At 34.5% G+C, this 20,797-nt stretch carries 10 protein-coding genes; all 10 read left to right on the forward strand.

Annotated features, from left to right (window positions below; translation table 11 throughout):
- Positions 1–3: 3 nt before the first annotated feature.
- The 10 genes from brxC to BW724_RS23525 all read left to right on the forward strand — a co-directional run bounded on the left by brxC (position 4) and on the right by BW724_RS23525 (position 20,794).
- Positions 4–3,621: a BREX system P-loop protein BrxC gene (brxC, locus tag BW724_RS05915; RefSeq protein ID WP_088074350.1), complete on the forward strand. Its 3,618-nt coding sequence runs from the start codon at positions 4–6 to the stop codon at positions 3,619–3,621.
- Positions 3,622–3,688: 67 nt separating this feature from the next.
- Positions 3,689–7,135, forward strand: coding sequence for a BREX-1 system adenine-specific DNA-methyltransferase PglX (gene pglX / locus BW724_RS05920; protein ID WP_088074351.1), 3,447 nt, complete (start codon positions 3,689–3,691; stop codon positions 7,133–7,135).
- Between the two features lie 61 nt (positions 7,136–7,196).
- On the forward strand, positions 7,197–10,661 hold the full coding sequence (gene pglX, locus BW724_RS05925) for a BREX-1 system adenine-specific DNA-methyltransferase PglX (RefSeq protein ID WP_088074352.1): 3,465 nt from the start codon (positions 7,197–7,199) through the stop codon (positions 10,659–10,661).
- Positions 10,662–10,974: 313 nt separating this feature from the next.
- Positions 10,975–13,476, forward strand: a complete 2,502-nt coding sequence (gene pglZ, locus BW724_RS05930) for a BREX-1 system phosphatase PglZ type A (RefSeq protein WP_088074353.1) — start codon at positions 10,975–10,977, stop codon at positions 13,474–13,476.
- Positions 13,477–13,503: 27 nt separating this feature from the next.
- Positions 13,504–16,689 (forward strand): DEAD/DEAH box helicase, encoded by a 3,186-nt coding sequence (locus BW724_RS05935; RefSeq protein ID WP_088074354.1) that lies wholly within the window; start codon positions 13,504–13,506, stop codon positions 16,687–16,689.
- Between the two features lie 634 nt (positions 16,690–17,323).
- Positions 17,324–18,148: a hypothetical protein gene (locus BW724_RS05940; RefSeq protein WP_088074355.1), complete on the forward strand. Its 825-nt coding sequence runs from the start codon at positions 17,324–17,326 to the stop codon at positions 18,146–18,148.
- A 1-nt stretch (position 18,149) separates the two neighbouring features.
- Positions 18,150–18,377, forward strand: coding sequence for a hypothetical protein (locus BW724_RS05945; protein ID WP_088074356.1), 228 nt, complete (start codon positions 18,150–18,152; stop codon positions 18,375–18,377).
- Between the two features lie 109 nt (positions 18,378–18,486).
- Complete coding sequence (locus BW724_RS05950) at positions 18,487–19,611, forward strand: DUF6602 domain-containing protein (RefSeq protein WP_088074357.1); 1,125 nt, start codon at positions 18,487–18,489, stop codon at positions 19,609–19,611.
- 432 nt (positions 19,612–20,043) lie between these two features.
- Positions 20,044–20,502 (forward strand): GNAT family N-acetyltransferase, encoded by a 459-nt coding sequence (locus BW724_RS05955; protein WP_088074358.1) that lies wholly within the window; start codon positions 20,044–20,046, stop codon positions 20,500–20,502.
- Between the two features lie 148 nt (positions 20,503–20,650).
- Complete coding sequence (locus tag BW724_RS23525) at positions 20,651–20,794, forward strand: hypothetical protein (RefSeq protein ID WP_176371313.1); 144 nt, start codon at positions 20,651–20,653, stop codon at positions 20,792–20,794.
- The last annotated feature ends 3 nt before the right edge of the window (positions 20,795–20,797 follow it).

Consider the following 20,797-nt stretch of genomic DNA (forward strand, 5'->3'; position numbering starts at 1 on the left):
ATTATGCGTGTTGAAGAGCTATTTAGAAAGAGTATACACCGTCCTATAAATGGTGTCGTCCAAGCTGGTCAGCTTGATGAAGTAACGATTAAAAATGAGCTTGAAGAATATGTTATGACCGAAGAGGGTTCATTTTATTTAGAAACTTTCTATAAGAACTATCTTGCTGTATTCAAAAATCCGTCAACAAATATCGGTGTGTGGGTATCTGGTTTCTTTGGTTCTGGTAAATCGCACTTTCTTAAAATCTTATCCTACTTGTTAGATAATAAAGAGATTGATGGGAAAAAGCCAGTTAGCTATTTTGAAGAAAAAACATCAAAAGATGACTTACTTTCAATGATGCATGAAGTAGCGGAAAAAGAATCAGATGCGATTCTCTTTAACATTGATTCTAAATCTTCTTCTTCATCTACTGATAAAGAACGCATTGTTGAAGTGTTTTTACGTGTATTTAATAGACATCTTGGTTACTCTGATACACTTTGGGTTGCGGAGATGGAACGACAACTAGCTGCCGATGGGAAGTACGGGGAATTTCGTGACGCAATTCAATCGATATCTGACACGAGCTGGGAGCAATTCCGTCTAAAAGTTACATTAAGAAAGAAAAAAATAATTCAAGCACTTGTAAAAATAGGCTATGACGAAGATACTGCAACAGACTTTTTCGATATTAATCGGAAAACGTTTGAAATGAATTCAGAACGTCTTTCACAGTTAATTGCAGATTATTGTGAAAATCGGGGAAAAGAGTACCGTTTGACATTCCTAGTCGATGAAGTTGGACAATATATTGGTACGAATTCAAGTTTAATGTTGAACCTACAGACAGTCGTAGAAGACATCGGAAACCGGTGTAAAGGACAAGCATGGGTTATTGTAACATCGCAAGAAAAAATCGAAAGCTCAGTATCAAATCTTGATAGTACGAAGGATTTCTCAAAGATCCAAGGACGTTTTGCGACTCGAATTAATTTATCGAGTGCCAATACAGATGAAGTAATCAAGCGTCGTTTACTTGAGAAAACAGATGTGGGAGCAGATACACTACAAACGATGTATGACCAAGAAGAACAAATGATTCGTAATCGTCTGGCGTTCGATAACAAGACCCAATTACGTTCAGGATATCGCTCATCGAGTGAGTTTGTATCACTCTATCCATTTGTTCCTTATCAAGTAGAACTACTACAAAAAATCTTTAATAAGATTCGTCATCAAGGAGAAGGTGGGGCTCACTTAGCTCACGGGGAACGGTCGTTACTGAAAGCTTTTCAAGAGGCTGGACAGTTAAATGCAAGCTATGATGTAAAACATATGGTCACACTTGAAGAATTCTACCCTTCTATTCGTGGTTTTCTAGAATCCTCAATCACAAGTACCATTGCACGAGCAGAAGACCGCGCTAGGAATAATGAGGGATTAGAAGTAGGAGACGTAGCGGTATTAAAAGTTCTTTATTTAATCAAAGGAATTGATGAAATTAAAGCTACTGCCAACAATATTGCAACCTTGTTATTAGAAACAATTTACGATGAAAGACAACCATTAGAATACAGAGTGAAAGAGTCATTAAATCGCTTGCAGCAGACAATGTTTATTGAGCAACATGCTGATGGAACATACTCATTCTTATCAGATGAAGAACAAGAAATTAATCGCGAAATCAGGGTAGAAGAGGTGAATCATATTGCGATTAAATCTCAACTTGGTGATATGTTCTTCCGTAAGATGTATCCTAAAGTGAAGTTTGATTATAAAAAAGATGCGCTGCATATACCGTTTGAGTTTAATAAGCGCTTTGATAATTATACGAAAGGACAAATGAATCACCCTCTAACGATGCAAGTGTACTCTGTGTTTATGTCGAACGAAGCGGCTGCATTAGAGGCTAATGAAGGGCATTTAATTATTTGTTTAAACGAGGAAGTTGTAGCTCAAGCAGAAAGTGCTTTGAAGTACATCGAACAAGTACAAAGCTATATCAAACGAAAAAGAACAACAACGACAACACAAGCGCAATCAAGAATTTACGATGAAAAAGAATCGCAAATCGATGAATTTGCACAAAAAGCAGAAGAGCTACTTGTAAAGTCTTGTGAAGGTGCAAGGTTCTTTATACAAGGGCAAGAGCGTGTATTCAAAGGTTCATTTGAAACCCAAACAAATAGTGCCTTAGAAATGCTCGTAAAAAACACATATCGTAAGCTTGAATATGTCGATACACCAATATCATTTAAAAACCAAAAGGAAGAATGGAAAAAAGCTGTAACAGAAGGGCTTCAAGGGAACCTATTTGGTAAAACAAACAACAAGAATGCCGTTGAGGAGGTTGCGTTTGTACTCGACGATTTAGCAAGATTGAATGATAAAATGACGGTCAAAGCTCTTTTAGAGAAGTTTCGTGGTATTCCGTATGGTTGGAGTGATCAAGATACTATCGGGATATTGTTAGCTTTACTAAAAGATGGAAAGTGTAAGCTGACATATTCAGGTGAAACATTTACTCCTTTAAATAATTCTTTCTTTGACCGTCTGACGAGGGTTACAGAACTTGAGAAAATAATGATTTTACCAGTAGTTGAAATGGATCGACAAGTAAAAATCAATGCGAATGAATTAATTCGGGATTTCTTTGGGCGAAACGATACGTTTGATACGTATGAAGATTACGATCAATTTATCAAAGCGCAACTAAAAGAGCGTTTTTTAGACCCATTAGATGCGATTCGAGATCGTAAAAGACAAGCTCCTTCACATAATTATCCTTACCCCGGGGATAACATGCTAACTCAAGTAGCGACAGGCGTACAAAAAGTTGTAGCCATACGTGAACCTGAACAGTTTGTTAAAGAGTTTATCAATTTAGAAGATGAGTTAGAAACATGGCTCGGTAAAATCGAGCAATTAAATAATTTTTATCATAAATCTGCAATTCAAAGATTTGATGATGCTGTAAAAGCGATTGAGCAGAACAAGCAGGACTTGGCGATTATCCGTAATGAAGAATTAAAAATAATTGAAAACGAAATTAATCGTATTTTAATTGCAGATGAGCCATATCGTGAGATACCCTCACTATCAAAATTGATCGTTCAATTAAATGAAAAACTTACTGAGGAAGTAGAAGAACAAAGACAAGCATCTATTGTACAACTAGGAAAAATGGAAGAACGTATTTCATCCACAAAAGAGTTTTATTCAGCTGAGGAATCAATAGTTGCATTTATTGAGAAAGAAGAACAAGAAGTTGGAAATTTGAAGAAACGTATTGAGGATGAAACTAAGTTAACTACAATTCGTCTCTTATTACAAGAAGTTCAACATCTTACAAACGATATAGAGTCCAAAGCAAAGAGCTTGGAAGAAAAGCTTCGTAAACAAGTGATAAATGTTCAGCCGGAAGATGAGGAAAATGAAGGCCAATCTACTCAACCATCGCCCCCAACTATGGTCAGGGAAAAACAAGAAAAAGTAATCAGCCCAGCCGTGCTTTCAAATATTTTCTTTAAACAGAAAGCAACGATAGAGACGCAAAATGATTTAGATAATGCAATACAAACACTAAGACAAGAATTGCTAAAGGAATTGAAAGACCATAAGTTAATGAAAGAATAGGATAAGGAGGCTGTCTCGAATGTATTTTACTAAATTGAGACAGCCTCTTCTTAAGAGGAGGGTTATCTTGAATAAAGCAGAGTTAAAAACATTTGCAATAGAAACGAGAAGAGATTTATTAGAAAAAGTAGCGCTTCGAGGGAAATTATTTGGGATAGATAAGGATACAAGTTCCCTGTCCATGAACGAGCAATTCGGTCAGCTTACAGTTAATGAAAAACAATACCCATTACATACGAAACATGCCTTTACATCGCTTGAAAGAGAGCTAAACTCAAAAGGCTATGAGCAGTTAATTGAAGAAGTCGCATATACATGGTTTAACCGAATCATTGCGATTCGTTATATGGAAGTACATGGTTACCTACCTGAACGAGTTCATGTGTTATCAAGTAGCACAGGAAAAGCAGAACCAGATATATTAAATCAATATGATTCAATGGATTTACATGTAAAAAGAGAAGAGGTTGCTGAAGACATTCGTAAGGGTGACACGGAAGCAGCCTATCGCAAGCTTTTTATTGCTCAATGTAATGCCTTAAACTCAATCCTCCCGTTCTTATTTGAGAAAATTAATGATTATACAGAACTATTACTACCGGATTTTTTACTTGATAGTGAATCAGTGATTAGTAAGCTGGTTAATAATGATAAATTGACAGAGAGCTTTAATGAAGTAGAGGTCATTGGTTGGTTGTATCAATTCTATAATACAGAACCAAAAGATAAAGTGTTAGAAGGGTTAAAGAAAAACAAAAAAATAACAAAAGCTACTTTACCATCAGCTACTCAATTATTTACTCCAAAATGGATTGTGAAATATATGGTAGAAAATACATTAGGGAGATTATGGCTGGACAATTTTCCTGATTCTGAATTGAAAAAAGAAATGGATTATTACATTAATCCACAGGAACAAAAAATTAAGGGTCATACAAAACAAATAAACCTAGAAGAAATAAAAATTTTAGACCCGTTTTGTGGTTCAGGTCATATATTAATTTATGCTTTTGAATTGCTTTTTAATATGTACGAAGAAGCAGGGTATCCAACAAGTGAAATACCAAAAAGTATAATTGAAAACAACCTAATTGGAATAGACATTGATAAAAGAGCTGCTCAGTTATCGAGCTTTTCGTTATTAATGATAGCTCGTTCTAAATCAAGGTCAATTTTCAGAAAAAGAATTCAACCAAACATTATAATCATTGAGGAGACAAATGAAATTCCTAAAAAAGAATTAGCTAATTTATTTTTTAGTGACAATCAAAGAATAAACGAATTATTTATTGAATTCCTTGATGAATTTGATAATGCAAAAATTTTTGGTTCTCTCATTAAACCGAATGAATACCCAATTGATTTATTTCAAACTGGTATTGACGAATTTAAAAAGGAAGAATCATTTAATTTATTTAATTTAGAATTATTAAGTTATGTTGAAAATATTAAACATTTTCTAAAGCAGTACAAGCTACTAAATTCAAAATATGACATTATTATTACTAACCCTCCTTATATGGGGACGAAAGGTATGCAAAAAATACTTTCTGATTTTGTATACAAGATTTATCCAAAAAGTAAATACGATTTGTATACTTGTTCAATAGAAAGAATTTTTGATCTAGGACATACAGAAACGTATTATTCCTTAGTAACTCCATTTACGTGGATGTTTTTAAAAAAATATGAGTCATTTAGAGAAAATATTGTTAGTAATAAGGATATTTTATCACTTATACAGCTGGAGTATAATGCCTTTGAAGTTGCTATGGTACCAGTCTGTACCTTCACCTTGAAAAATAGTCAGGAGGGTATTAAGGGAGACTTTATACAATTAGCAGAATTTAAAGGATCACAAAATCAACCAATAAAAACTCTAGAAGCCATAAAGAACCCTGATATATATTACAGATATTCTGTTGAAACATCTAGATTTTCAATGATTCCTGGTTCACCTATTGCTTTTTCAGCAAGTGATAAATTGCGTGAAACATTTTTAGAAAATAAAAGTATACATGATTATACAATTTCAGCGAGTCAAAATGTTACAGGTAATAATAATAAATACTTAAGACACTTCTGGGAAGTGAATAATAAAAATTATATAGCGAATGAGGGGAAATGGAGATTTTATGCAAAGGGCGGTGGTTTTAAAAAGTGGTATGGGAATTTAATTGAATTGGTTGATTGGTCTCCAGAAGCGAGAGAGCAATATAAAACTGGACACGCTTCACAGATAATACCTGAGAAATACTGGTATAAAAAAGGTATTACTTGGGGATTAATTACAAACTCTAAGCCGAGTTTTAGAGTTTTACCTCAAGATGCAACCTTTGATAAGGGTGGATCATCAATTTTTGTAGAGAATAATGAGAATTATAATTTAATCATCGGTATTTTAAATTCTAAGGTAAGCCAGCTATATCTTGAATACCTGGCACCAACACTTAATTTTCAAGTTAGTGATATAAGAAAAATACCTGTAATAGAGCCTATGAATAAAGATGGATTTAGAGAAATTGTTGATAAATGCATTGAAATATCGACTATAGATTGGAACTCTTATGAAACGTCTTGGGATTTCACTTCTCATCCGTTTGTAAAGTATAAAAATAATTATGATAAAATACCTTACATTTTTTCTAGCTGGGAAAAGAGAACGGAGATACAATTTTCTAATATGAAAAAATATGAAGAACAGTTAAACAGTCTCTTAATTGAATTATATTCACTTCAATATGACCTTACTCCAGAGGTGTCAGATAAAGATATTACAATAAACAAAGCTGATCGAGTCAGTGACACCAAATCCTTCCTCTCCTACTTCATCGGATGCATGATGGGGCGTTATTCTCTAGACGTTGAAGGACTTGCTTATGCTGGTGGGGAATGGGATGAATCTAAGTATCAAACATTCAAACCTAATAACCATGGGTTAGTACTACTAACCGACGATCGTTACTTTGACGATGACATCATCACCCGCCTACGTGAATTTTTATCTGTTGCTTTCAGTCCTGAAACTGTAGATGAGAACATGGAGTGGATTGCTGAGTCATTGACAATGAAGAAAAATGAATCTGCTGAAGAGCGCTTGCGTCGTTATTTTATCGATGAATTTTTCAAAGACCATATTAAGGTTTATCAAAAGCGACCGATCTATTGGCTTGTTGATTCTGGAAAACAAAAGGGCTTGCGTACACTTGTTTACTTGCATCGTTATCAACCAGACACAATGGCTACGATTAGATTTGAGCATTTACAAGAGATACAAGCAAAGTATAACAATGAAATCTCATCTATTGATAGTCGTATCGTAAACCCTAGCTTAAGTGCAACAGAAAAGAACGAATTAGATAAGAAAAAGACTCTCTTCCAGAAACGTTTAGATGAGCTAGTAGAATTTGATAAAGATCTTGCGATGTATGCAAATGAACAGATTGATATTGACTTAGATGATGGCGTGAAAGTGAATTATTCTAAATTTGACAAGGTATTGGCTAAAATATAATCTTTATTGCTAGGTGTTTGTTCTGAGGACAAACACCTATATAGAGGGAGGGTATGTATTAATGAACAAAGCAGAGTTAAAAACATTTGCGATAGAAACAAGAAGGGATTTATTAGAAAAAGTAGCGCTTCGAGCGAAATTATTTGGAATAGAAGAGGGTACAAGCTCCCTGTCCATGAACGAACAATTCGGTCAGCTTACAGTTAATGAAAAACAGTATCCATTACATATGAAACATGCCTTTACATCTCTTGAAAGAGAGCTAAGTATGAAAGGCTATGAACAACTAATTGAAGAAGTCGCTTATACATGGTTTAACCGCATCATCGCGATTCGATATATGGAAGTACACGGCTTTCTACCTGAACGAGTCCATGTGTTATCGAGTAGCACTGGAAAAGCGGAACCGGATATATTAAATCAATATGAGTCAATGGATTTAAATATAAAGAGAGAAGAGGTTGCTGAGGATATACGTAAAGGAGATACGGAAGCTGCTTATCGAAAGCTTTTTATTGCTCAATGTAATGCGTTAAACTCAATCCTCCCGTTTTTATTTGAGAAAATTAATGACTATACAGAGCTATTGCTACCTGATTTTTTACTTGATAGTGAATCAGTGATTAGTAAGCTTATTCGAAATGACGAATTGACTCAGAGCTTTTATGAGGTAGAAGTCATTGGTTGGTTGTATCAGTTCTATAATACAGAACCGAAAGATCAAGTATTTGCAAATTTAAAGAAAAACAAAAAGATAGAAAAATACGATATCCCAGCTGCTACCCAGTTATTTACACCAAAGTGGATTGTTAAATACATGGTAGAGAATTCACTAGGACAAATTTGGCTTGAGTCAAACCCTGATTCACCATTAAAGGATTCACTGAAATATTATATCGAGCCTGCTGAACAAGAAGAAGAAGTAAAGAATAAATTAGAGGAAATTGCATACAAGAATATAAGTCTTGAAGATATTAAAATAATAGACCCATGTGTTGGTTCGGGGCATATCCTTGTTTATGCATTTGATTTATTAAGTCAAATGTATGAAGAATCAGGATACCCAAGTGATGATATTCCACAACTAATTCTCGAGAAAAATTTGTATGGTTTAGATATCGATGACCGCGCAGTTCAGCTTGCTTCCTTTGCATTAATAATGAAATCACGTGCAAATTCTCGTCGTTTTTTTAGGAAAAAAATTAAACTAAATATTTTCTCAGTTAAGGAATCCAATTATTTAAATAAAGAAGGTATTATAGATATTTTCTCTTCTAATCCTGAAGAAAGGGTTGAAATACATGCATTGCTTGATTTATTTCGGAATGCAAAGAATTTTGGCTCAATACTACCAACAATTAATATAGATTTCGAAAAATACTTGAAAATGTTATCTGAAAAAGACAAAATTGAGACGACACTCATGAATTATGGGGTAGTGGATCAATTGGATGATTTGCAAGAATTATTAAACGTTGCAAAAATTCTATCAGATAAATACGATGTTGTTATAACAAATCCTCCCTATTTAGGATCTAAAGGAATGAATTCAGAATTACTTGAGTTTTTAAAGGTTAATTTTCCAAATTCAAAAGGTGATTTAAGTACTGTAATTATGGAACAGTCTATGAATCGTCTGAAAAATAATGGTTTTATGGCTGTGATAAATATTCCATCATGGATGTTTTTATCTTTATACGAAAAAATGAGGGTAACTATTATAGACAAATACATGATCCATAATTTAGTTCATTTGGGTAGAGGTATATTTGGATCAGATTTTGGTACAGTTACATTTGTTTTTAGAAATTCTCACTTGAATTCCTATAAGGGATATTATAAAAAATTAATAAATAAACAAGGTGAAGTTGACTCTGTTGAAAAAAAAGAACAAAAGTACTTTGAAATGGAAAAAAATTATTACGTTTGCCAAGAAAATTTTAAGTTAATAAATGGTAGCCCTTTTGCCTATTGGGCCTCTGAAAGGATATTAAATTTATACAAAGTTCAAAATAAAGTTGGCGAATTATATGACGTTAAACTTGGCACTACCACAGGTAATAATGATTATTTTTTAAGACTTTGGCATGAGGTAGATGCCAATAACTTTGTAGTGAAATCTCCCTTCATTACGACTAAAAATAAAAAGTGGTATCCAGTTGTAAAGGGTGGTGATTTTCGTAAATGGTTTGGAAATCTATTTTATGTAGTTCTTTACGAAAATGACGGTTATGAATTAAAGAATTTTAAAGGATCAACTTTTAGAAATGCCGATTTTAATTTTAGAGAGGGGATAACTTGGACAGCTTTAAGTTCTTCCAAATTTGGGGTGCGTTATCTTCCCGAAGGATTTGTATTAATAAATGGTGGATCAGCCTTGTTTCCACAAGATCGGAATGAGATACAGATAACTTTAGCTTTTTTAACAACTAAAGTAGCACATTATTTGCTAGGTTTTGTAAGCCAGACTTTTCAATTTGAAGTCGGACATATAAAATCAATCCCTTTGATAAATGTTATTAATAAGGAAGTTGAAAAATTATCCTCCGAGAATATAAATATATCTAAACAAGATTGGAATTCATTTGAAACATCTTGGGATTTTGTAAACCATCCACTATTACAATATAGAAAAGTAAAACTTAACGAATCATTCAAGCATTGGGAAATGAATAAAGAAATTCATTTTAAAAAAATGAAGGATAATGAAGAAAAACTTAATCGTATTTTTATTGAGTTATACAATTTAGAAGAAGAAATAACACCAGAAGTTTCTGAATCGGATATTACTATTTATAAAGCGAATCGTGAACGTGAGGCAAAATCATTATTGTCCTACTTCATCGGATGCATGATGGGGCGTTATTCTCTAGACGTTGAAGGACTTGCTTATGCTGGTGGGGAATGGGATGAATCTAAGTATCAAACATTCAAACCTAATAACCATGGGTTAGTACTACTAACCGACGATCGTTACTTTGACGATGACATCATCACCCGCCTACGTGAATTTTTATCTGTTGCTTTCAGTCCTGAAACTGTAGATGAGAACATGGAGTGGATTGCTGAGTCATTGACAATGAAGAAAAATGAATCTGCTGAAGAGCGCTTGCGTCGTTATTTTATTGATGAATTTTTCAAAGACCATATTAAGGTTTATCAAAAGCGACCGATCTATTGGCTTGTTGATTCTGGAAAACAAAAGGGCTTGCGTACACTTGTTTACTTGCATCGTTATCAACCAGACACAATGGCTACGATTAGATTTGAGCATTTACAAGAGATACAAGCAAAGTATAACAATGAAATCTCATCTATTGATAGTCGTATCGTGAATCCTAGCTTAAGTGCAACAGAAAAGAACGAATTAGATAAGAAAAAGATTCTCTTCCAGAAACGTTTAGATGAGCTAGTAGAATTTGATAAAGATCTTGCGATGTATGCAAATGAACAGATTGATATTAACTTAGATGATGGTGTGAACGTGAATTATGCCAAATTTGATAAGGTGTTAGCAAAAATATAGGTAGGTTCACCCTAAAAGTCAAAAGTATATACCTGAAGAAGAAAGTTCCGATTCTGTTTTAACAGACAGGAGATCAACGAACTAGAAAGTATCAACAAAAAGGCTGATAATAGTTCAGTTGTACGATGGAGAGAATTAAGAAGGACATTAACCTATAAAAATACAGTTGAAAAGGCAAAGCTTACAATAAGTGCTTTGCCTTTTCTTGCGAGATTTTATATATCAATAATGATACAATATAAGGAAGTAACACTTAATTTTAACATTTAATTATAAATTATAGATGAACAACTACCTAGTTCGAGGTGATTATATGGATGTAATTGATTCGTTAAAGGAAAAGATTCAACAAGAGAAAGAGAAGAAAGGTAGAGCGATTGTTTTTTGGTACGATCCAGCGATGCAAGTTTTATTAGATGAACTACAAGAATCGTTAAAAGATGAAGAGGTTGTTGTTCGTGAATTAACGGAAAATAATTTCTTTACGACGAAAGTAGAGCTTGAGATCAAACAGCCTAAGCAATCATATTTATTATATGCACCGTTCCCACAGCCGAAGGAACAGCATAATTATTTACTTGATATTTTATTATATAGTGCAGAGTTTAAAGCGGATGAAGTAGCAGTATTAGCAGAACGATTAGGGGTTAAAGATAACGTCCTTCGTCCGATGATGGAGCAATACCCATTGTTTTTCCGTAGCGCAAAACGAAAAGAAAGGCTTGGACGTTTCGTATCGCAGCAATCCGATGTACGCGATTTAGAAATTGCAATGGTGGCAGTACTCGTTAACTCTCCATCACCTACTATTTCTAGAATTACAAGAAGTCTTTTAGTTGCTGGGATTGAAGAGGAAAATAATAAGTACATAGGTGATGTTAAGAAATACTTTTTACTTGAACGAATGTACGAACTAATTCAGCAGTATTTCGGTATTTCGATTCAAATTCATGAAAATCCCCTTACATACATACTTGAAATCATGTTATATCAACACGTGAAACGAGATGCGTTGTTGTCAGCAAATTCATTAGATGAACAGTATCCATCTACATTACCAAATGTTTGTGCCATACTAGTTGATGATTGGATGCGTTCCAGTGAAAAAGAAACTTTGGTTCTTGAGCAATACATTAAGGATACAGAGGCAACATTCCAACTTCGTCCGTTAATGATGGAGCATGAGTTAGACCAGTTTGAGAAGGTATCAACTTTCCCGACGATAGATTACTTATTAATTGAAAAGCTTATTGATGAATTAGAGCATGACATCTCTAATGTGAAGCAATGGCAAAAACGTCTTCTATACAGGAAGGGTACCTATTGGGGTAAGAAGAAGCATATTCAACAACTTTATGACGTTTTGATAGAGTCAGTTCGTTTCACTGAAAGAAAGTCATTCCTAAAACAATATGACAGTCGTTCAGAGGTATATGGTCAATATGCGACAACCTTGCATCTAATTGACCAATCATATCGTCGGTTTATGTTTTATTATACGAAGCTACAATCAAGGGAAATCGTTGATTCATTGGCACAGTCTTTAACCAATTGGTATGAAAACGTATTTTTATTAAAAATGGCAACAGAAAGTAATTATTTTCTTGAAAACAACGAAAGCACACATGTACCGAAACAACGCTCGTTCTTTTCTTCTTCCATTAAGCCGATTCTTGATAAAGAACAAACAAGGGTGTTTGTCATTATTTCAGATGCCTTACGTTATGAGGCAGGGGCAGAATTAAGTGAACGGTTAAACAAACGAATTAATGGACAAGCATCTGTTTCACCATTATTTGCTAGTCTACCTTCTTACACACAGCTTGGCATGGCGTCGTTACTACCAAATCGTCGTTTTTCGATTGACAATAAGGTCGTGTACACTAGTGAACATTCAACAAGTGGATTAGTGAATCGCAATAAAATTCTACAGCAAGCTCATCCTGATGCTAGTGCATATCACTTGAATGATTTACTTGATTGGAAGAGTGAGGCAAACGAACATTTAAAAGGAAAACGTCTTGTTTATTTTTATCATGATGTCATTGATGCGACGGGAGATTCAAAGAAATCTGAACGTGAGACGTACGATGCTGTAGAGAGAGCTCTTGAGGCAATCGAACGTGCTGTTGACCGTTTATCTGCGTTACAAGCGAAGCGAATTTTTATTACGTCTGACCACGGTTTTTTATTCCAGCTAACAAAGGTTGAAGCAGATGCAAAGGTAGAAGCAGTGACTGGTGATGTTGTCGACCAAAGTCGTCGTTTTGCGATTGGTTCTTCTCTTTCTGTTCCAGAAGGAGCGATTAAATTATCTGAAAGTCAAACTCTGTTTGAGAATGCAGAAGTTGTACTTGCTAAAGGGGTTAATCGATTTATAACGGGTGGTGGCTTACAGTTCATTCATGGTGGTGCGATGCCACAAGAAGTGATTACACCTCTTATTGATTATCGAAGAACAGAAATGGCAGAACAGGTGAACGTTAGTGTTGCGATGCTTGACAAGACGATTACCAACTATCGTATTCCTGTTTCATTCTACCAAGAAGAGAGTATCTCAACTGATTATGTACCACGACAATTAAAAGTGGCGTTTTATCAAGATGATGAACGTATTTCAAATGAAGTAACCGTGACGTTTGATTTAGTGGGTGAAACACAGGATCGTAATCAAACGATTCCATTCAACCTTGTCGAGAAGTATTATGCAATTGGTGAGACATGTACGCTAAGAGTCGAAACGATACAAGGGAACAAATCCCAAATTTATAAAGAGGAACGATTTACTATTCGAATGTATGATGCAATCTATTAATGCTCATGAAGCTTGTGGAGGGGTAATATGCTAGATGTTGGTGACATAGTCAAAGGACCGTTCTGGTCTGAAATTGTAGAGATAAAAAAATGTGAGCTGATTGATGATGCTTTATATGTTGTTGAAGCAATTGGAAGACAGAGTAGTCAGTTCTATGAGACCTACCTCGAAGATTATCAACTAGAGCAATTAGAACGATTGCAACAAAGGACGAATACATCCTTTAATAAAGAACGTCTGCAGCATTTTTTACAATATTATGTGCTACGAGCAGATGAGAAATATTCAGAGTCTCAGGCACGAGGTAATAATAAAATGATGCCACTACCTCATCAAATAGAAGCCGTTTACAGTCGAATGCTTCAATCACCTCAAGTTAGATATTTACTTGCAGATGATCCTGGTGCAGGGAAGACAATCATGTCCGGAATGCTTTTACGGGAATTAATGGGTCGTGACATGGTTGAACGTGTTCTAATTCTAGTGCCACCTCTTGTCTTAAAGCAGTGGCAGGAAGAGCTTCGTGAAAAGTTCTCAGAGGACTTTGTTATCGTCAATCGTACCCTTTTAAATAGCGCTGGTGACATGAATCCATTTGAAACACATGATAAGCTACTTACCTCTCTCTATTGGGCTTCAAGAGAAGAGGTTAAGAACTTAATTTTAAAAGCAAACTTTGATCTGGTTATTGTAGATGAAGCACATAAAATGGCAGCCTATACTCATGGTGTGAAAAAGAAAAAGGTGCAAAGGACAAAGATGTTTCAATTAGGTGAGACGTTGCTTCGACATACGGAGCATTGCTTGCTTTTAACTGCCACACCACATAAAGGAGACAAGGAAAATTTTCGCCATTTGATGAGCCTGATTGATCACGATATTTTTTCAAAGTTAAACAGTAGCGAGTCGTTATTTGAAAAGAGCAATCCATTCGTTATTCGTCGATTAAAAGAGGTGATGGTAAAGTTTGATGGTACACCATTATTCCCTAAGCGAACAACGAAAACGCTTGGCTTCGACCTGAGTAAAGAGGAAATTGAATTGTATGAGGAGGTAACAGAGTATGTAAGGGAGCACTTTAACCGCGCAAAGCAAAATAATAAACCGAGTGTGGCCTTTGCAATGATGCTTCTTCAACGGCGCCTCAGTTCATCAGTAGAGGCGATTTATTTATCACTAGTCCGAAGAAAAGAAAGGTTAGAAGAAGTGATGACGCAAGAACGGAAGTCCCACCAGTTAGATATTGACCCGTATGAAGAGTTGTCACCAGAAGAACAAGAGGAGCTTGAAATGAATGTAGAAGGCGAAACGGATACATTAGACTTAGCTGAACTGCAGCTGGAGATTGATGTACTTAGTCGTCTTATCAGGAAAACAAATCAAGTTCGTCAAAGTGGCACTGAACGAAAGTATATGGAATTAGAGCGAACATTATTTGGACCAGATGGACTTCTAGCAAAAGGGGAGAAAATCTTAATTTTTACCGAATCAAAAGATACGCTACATTTCCTAGAGCAGCGTCTACTTGGATATGTTCCAGAAGTGACAAAAATCATAGGAAACTACTCAATGGATAAACGACGTGAACAAGTGGAAAGATTTCGCAATGAGGCTCAAGTAATGCTTGCAACAGATGCAGGGGGAGAATCGATTAATCTCCAATTTTGTAACCAAATGATTAATTACGATATTCCTTGGAACCCTAACCGCTTAGAACAAAGGATGGGGCGTATTCATCGTATTGGACAAAAGAATGAAGTGTTTATTTTTAACTTAGTTGCAACTAATACAAGAGAGGGCGATGTATTGTCGCGCTTACTGACAAAGCTAGAGATGATGCGTGAAGACTTAGGACAAGAGCTTGTCTATGATTTTATTGGGGATGTCTTAGAAGAACAGTCTGTCGATTTATCCTCATTAATGGAAGAAGCCATTAGTGGACGAGAACACCTTGATGATATCATCGCACGTATGGAGAAAGCGTTATCAGAAGAACATAAACGATTGTTAGAGCTAACCAAAAATGAACGGGTAGACGAGCAGAGTTTTGATTTGCCAGGAATGAGAAGAGCTCACCATGAACGCACAATTACGAGCTTGCCAGCAAGAGTCTATGGAGAATTTGTAGTTAAGCAATTTGAAACGTCTCGTATAAGGTTGAATGTATCTCACGACCGTAAGATAGCTAGAATTGAGCGTTTTCCAAAAAATATTCGTGAATTTGCAAGGAAACAGAAAATTATGATTAATACTGAAGAATCTACGCGCTTTGCCCTTAAATCTAGAGCACAAAAAGAAAATTTAGAACTAATAAAGAGCAGTGATCCTGTCTACAAGTTATCGATGATATTAACAGCTAACGAAGTACAGCAAATTGTTTTGCCTGTATGTGTACTTAATGGAAATGTGACTGAGCCTCTAACTGTCGAATTAAGTGAGGTACGTATAGTCGATGGAACAGGAAGAGAACTTGAACAAAAGCTATTATTACTAGCGAAAAGAGATGATGGTCGAAGAGTAACGATTAGCCCGTATCTTCTTTTTGAAAGTGAATTACGTCTAACTAATGCAAATATTCCGGAAGAACAGGGCTTCAAAGGAGAAGTGATTCAACAAGCAAGAAAGCTTCTTAGAAGTGTTCAACTAAAACGTGACCATTATGTGAACCGAAAAAGTATGTATTTACGTAAAGCCTTCGACGAGCAAATGAACACGCTTCAAAAGCGCCTGCAACAATACGAAAGTAACAACGATGACAATCGAAATAGTGCCTTAATTAATCAAACATACACTCAAATAGAAGACTTAGAAGAACGCAGCCGTGAACGTTTGGATGAAATGGAACGAGAGCGTAGCATCCAGCTCCGTCCTGTTAAACGACTAGCCCAAATAAGAATTGAACCACTAACAGAGGCTTATCCAAGGCTGATTCCAGAAGATGTGTATTCTCTTATCAAACAGTATGAACTTGAAAATGGTAGAGTGAATGTTACTCCACAAAGTGCTTTTGGACTTATTGATTTTACATCTGAAACACCAGATGGGGAGATTCGTCTCATTTTATTTACAACTAACATAAATGAGTTATTAAACCATCTTCGAATAGAGGACTATGAACATATAAGGGATAGTGTGTATGTATACGAGCTAGATAGTGATTCAATTATGGTAGATAAGCCATTATCATTGTTAATTAGCGAGTCACTGCTTTAAATAAGGCTCCGGTTACTGAATACATTGAAGTCCTAACTGAATTACCAAAAAGTTGTACGAAAAAATAGAAATTTAATAGTTGAAATGGTCATAAACTGAAGTGCGTCATTCTGGTTGGGACCGTACCATAAAAGATTGGTAAAAGTGTTCGTTTCATAGTGGAATTAGGCAAAATGTTGGAATATTATCGACAAAATCCGGGGAGTGACACAGGCACTTTTACTTTTTCGATAGGTACTAAGATTTAGTGGTTTGGGCACCTATTCCCTCCCCTTGGGCTACAGAGGATTACATTCCCTCCTATCAGGGAAGAGAAAGTAATTTCCACAAGTGAGAACTTTATTACTAAGCTTATAAATCGACGATGCTACTTTTTATTCCAGATTCATATCCTACATTACTTTCTTATGGAAGTGTATTTAATTCCACGCATAGATCATGTATGTATCATTGGCAGTAACTCAATTGAGTAGCTCTGGTTTTACGGTTTGGTTTGCTAAAAAATTTTCAAGGAACATAACATAGCTTATTAATCTAATTACAATATATTTCTAATAGAGAAATAATTAATTTGATATAATCTGGTAATACGGTAAATTATATTTATAAATGCTTTTGAATGGAGGGGCAAAAAATGGGGAAACCACTAACACCTGCTCAAGAAAAGATAAGAGATGATCAAATCTTAAAAAATGAAAATTTTATTGAAATGATTGATTCTTTGCTAGAAGAAATTGAACCATTTTACATAGAAAGCAATAAATATAATACCTATTTAGTAGACTTGTTTGACAAATTAAATAATGCCCATGGAATGCTAATGCAGGGGGAATACGCCAATCTATATACAAAAAATCTTGCTAGCCCAGTATCTGCAGTATTTGATTTTTATAATAGTGTTAGTGATGAATTCTGTATCTTAGATGAAAAACTGCAAAAGGAACTTCTGAAGGATTTACCAGATTTAGATAGATTTCAAGATAAAATAAATTATTTCTTTAATAAAATTAAGCCACTATTTGATGATGTAAATGCTGAAAATTCAATAATCGTTAGGTTTGAAGGTTTAGAACAAATCTACATCGAACTTAAACGTCTATCAGAAGATTATTGGAGTTATCCTAAAGAACTTGCAGTAAGACAAGCATTACATAATCGAGAGTTTATTCAGCCTGTTATGTTGCATGGTATTCCTAGAACTAATCCATTTCATATTAAAATATATATTGATTACTCACCTAAACTAAACACTGCTCTATTGTTAAAAGGCAAACTGTTAAAACTAAAACCATTACTTAAGACAATTAATGCTCAACTACCTTTTGCCGAGTTAAATGAAAAAGTACCTCATATTCAAAATATTGTAAATGGCATTGACAAAAGTACATCTATTGGAGAGCACACAAGTATTGGGAATAATAATGCTATAGGAGATAAATCTTCTGTAAGGGGAGAGTAAAATGCCAGTGAAAATTGAGAAAGGCGCTAAAGTTGGAGATAATAATGCCATTGGAAATAATGCAAGTGTGAAAATTAACCATAACAACGACTCAACAAAAGCGGATAAAACATGGTTTGGAAAGCACCCTTGGTTGTCAGCAATTATTTGTTCGTTAATAGCTGGTATTATTTTGCTTTTGGATTGGGATAAAATTTTTTCTTTTATAAAGGGGCTATTTGGCAGCTAGGTGTTATTTAGCTGTCAGTTTAATTTAATATATGATGTTAAAAAACATATAGAAAGATTAGTTGTTTATAGGCAATTAAATTAAATTAATTAAACAAGGGGGCAGAAATTTGGCAAACTCTCAATTTCAGTATTACATTGATGAACATGCACAAAACTTTAAAAGAGCTTTTGAAAGTTCGAAATCACTTTTTAAGAAGCATCCCGATGCAATGAGTTTTCATAATCATGAATTTGGAACTTACCGTGAAGAACTGGTTAGACAATATTTAAGGTCTTTTATTCCTGAATTTCTTGACTTAAGTCATGGTTTTATTATTACTCCTTCTGATAACAATAGTCCTCAATGTGATGTAGTTGTATACGACAAAGGAAACAGTACGTTAATTCAAGCAGGGGGTCTACAAAGGTTCTTTACTGTAGAAAGTGCAGCAGCAATTGGAGAAGTGAAGTCTGATTTAGCATTAGGTGCTGAAAAGAATTCTTTGAAAAGTAGTTTGTTAAAACTCGCAAATAAAGTGAAGTCTCTTAGAGAAGATGTGAATTTAAATTCTGTAGTTATATTAAAAGGCAATTCACACAGGAAACAAACTGATTTCTTTTATAACAGATTACTTGAAAATGCTGCGGTACTAAAAAAGTTAATCGGTAGTTTGGATGAAGAAAAGCAAGAAAATTTTAAGGATATATTAAAGGAAGTAGACGAGAAAATAAAACTATTTTCTAAAAATACTGAGGAAATAAAAATTGAGTTGGAATTGGAACAGGATGTTGAAGTTAAATTAGAGCGAGCGATAAAAGATTTTAACACCATGTATAAAAGTTATGTGGCAATGAGATATAATCCCCAATCATATCATTTTGACCACCTAGCAACTTTTCTAGTTTGTAACAAATTAAATTTTGGTGATACTGATGAAAAAAATGAAAAAAATAAAAACAGTTTAATAGAAAATATTAAGAATTGGTACGGAACGACAGAACAGTATAACTGGAATAATATGGTCCTAAGTATTGAAGATGGAATAATTTTATATAGAAGTAAAAAAGGAGAATTTTGTCCATACCCTGTTTGGTGGGGGGAAAATACTGAGATGGTGTTTGTGCCAGCTAATGAGGGTAATGATCATATTAAATTGTTTTTCTATTTTATGTATCAAATATCAAGTAATGCAACGATTTTATGCCCAGAAATTAATGAATATATAACAATTCCAGACATGAAATATATATAATCACAAAGGAAGTCTTTTTATGTATCAAAAACAAAGCGCATTTTATATAAGAAATTAACTAACACCCCATGTATTGCCACATACACTCCGGACATGTGGATTATAGAAACATTTATTCATTAACAAAATATAGATAAAAAAAAGTGAAAACATCTTCCCCCTTTTTTACATTCAAATCATTTTACACAAATTTTACACACGACTCTACCAAAACTTCATAATATCAATACTTAAAGCCCTATATCGACCCCGACCACCAGGATCATTAGCTTATAATAAAACTCACAAGTGATGCTACATCAACGTTTGTGAGTTTTTTGTGTTTAAGCGGAGCAGATTAATAAGGTTAGATTTGGATTGATTCATATTCTTAAAGTGATAGTAGGTCTTATAGAATGTTAATATAATGAATAATAATTTGAGGTGGGGCTTTTGGTTAAGAACAGTTGGGTGAATGGGGATTATCTTATTACTACTGATAAAACTGATTTAGAACTGGACGTTATTTATGATTTCTTGAGCAATGAATCCTACTGGTCAAAAGGAATTTCCAAAGAAGACGTTATTAAATCTATTGATAATTCTGCAATATGTTTTGGCTTGTATTATATAAACCCTATTGATAGAAAGAAGAAACAAATAGGTTTTGCACGGGTAATTTCTGATTTAGTTACCCATGCATATTTACAAGATGTTTTTGTTTTAACTCCTTTTAGAAATAAAGGATTGGGAAATTGGTTACTTGATATAATCACAAATTATGAAGAATTAAATATTCGTAGAATGATGTTAAGCACAGATGATGGACATTCATTTTATGCGAAATTTGGTTTTACCCCACTCGATAAGCCTGACTTATTTATGCAAATAAAGGGGAAGGGTGCAATTTAATATAATAAAGCTGCCTGACCCCCAGTACGGTGAAACGCTACCGTGTTGGGGGTCAGGCAGCTTTATGCAAAAAACACACACATTTTTTCCCAACAATTGATAATCCTATAAAAGGCTGAATATAAAGTATGAGATAGGAGGAACATTCATGTCTGAAAAACCATCAATCACATCATCAGAACTTGGTACGTTATGGCTTACTTATCAAGAAAAGACAATGACTTTAAGAATTGATTATTGCAATTTAATTGAGCCACATATGCGTTGTTTTGAGCCAGTAATTGCGGAGTAAAGA

Origin of the sequence: Litchfieldia alkalitelluris, assembly GCF_002153425.1 — a bacterium.
In the GTDB taxonomy this organism is placed as follows: Bacteria; Bacillota; Bacilli; order Bacillales; family Salisediminibacteriaceae; genus Evansella; species Evansella alkalicola.

Coding starts and splice junctions, on each gene's coding strand:
- BW724_RS23525 (WP_176371313.1), top strand. CDS start 20,651: ATGTCTGAAAAACCATCAATCACATCATCAGAACTTGGTACGTTATGG.
- BW724_RS05940 (WP_088074355.1), top strand. CDS start 17,324: ATGGGGAAACCACTAACACCTGCTCAAGAAAAGATAAGAGATGATCAA.
- BW724_RS05935 (WP_088074354.1), top strand. CDS start 13,504: ATGCTAGATGTTGGTGACATAGTCAAAGGACCGTTCTGGTCTGAAATT.
- brxC (WP_088074350.1), top strand. CDS start 4: ATGCGTGTTGAAGAGCTATTTAGAAAGAGTATACACCGTCCTATAAAT.
- pglZ (WP_088074353.1), top strand. CDS start 10,975: ATGGATGTAATTGATTCGTTAAAGGAAAAGATTCAACAAGAGAAAGAG.
- pglX (WP_088074352.1), top strand. CDS start 7,197: ATGAACAAAGCAGAGTTAAAAACATTTGCGATAGAAACAAGAAGGGAT.
- BW724_RS05945 (WP_088074356.1), top strand. CDS start 18,150: ATGCCAGTGAAAATTGAGAAAGGCGCTAAAGTTGGAGATAATAATGCC.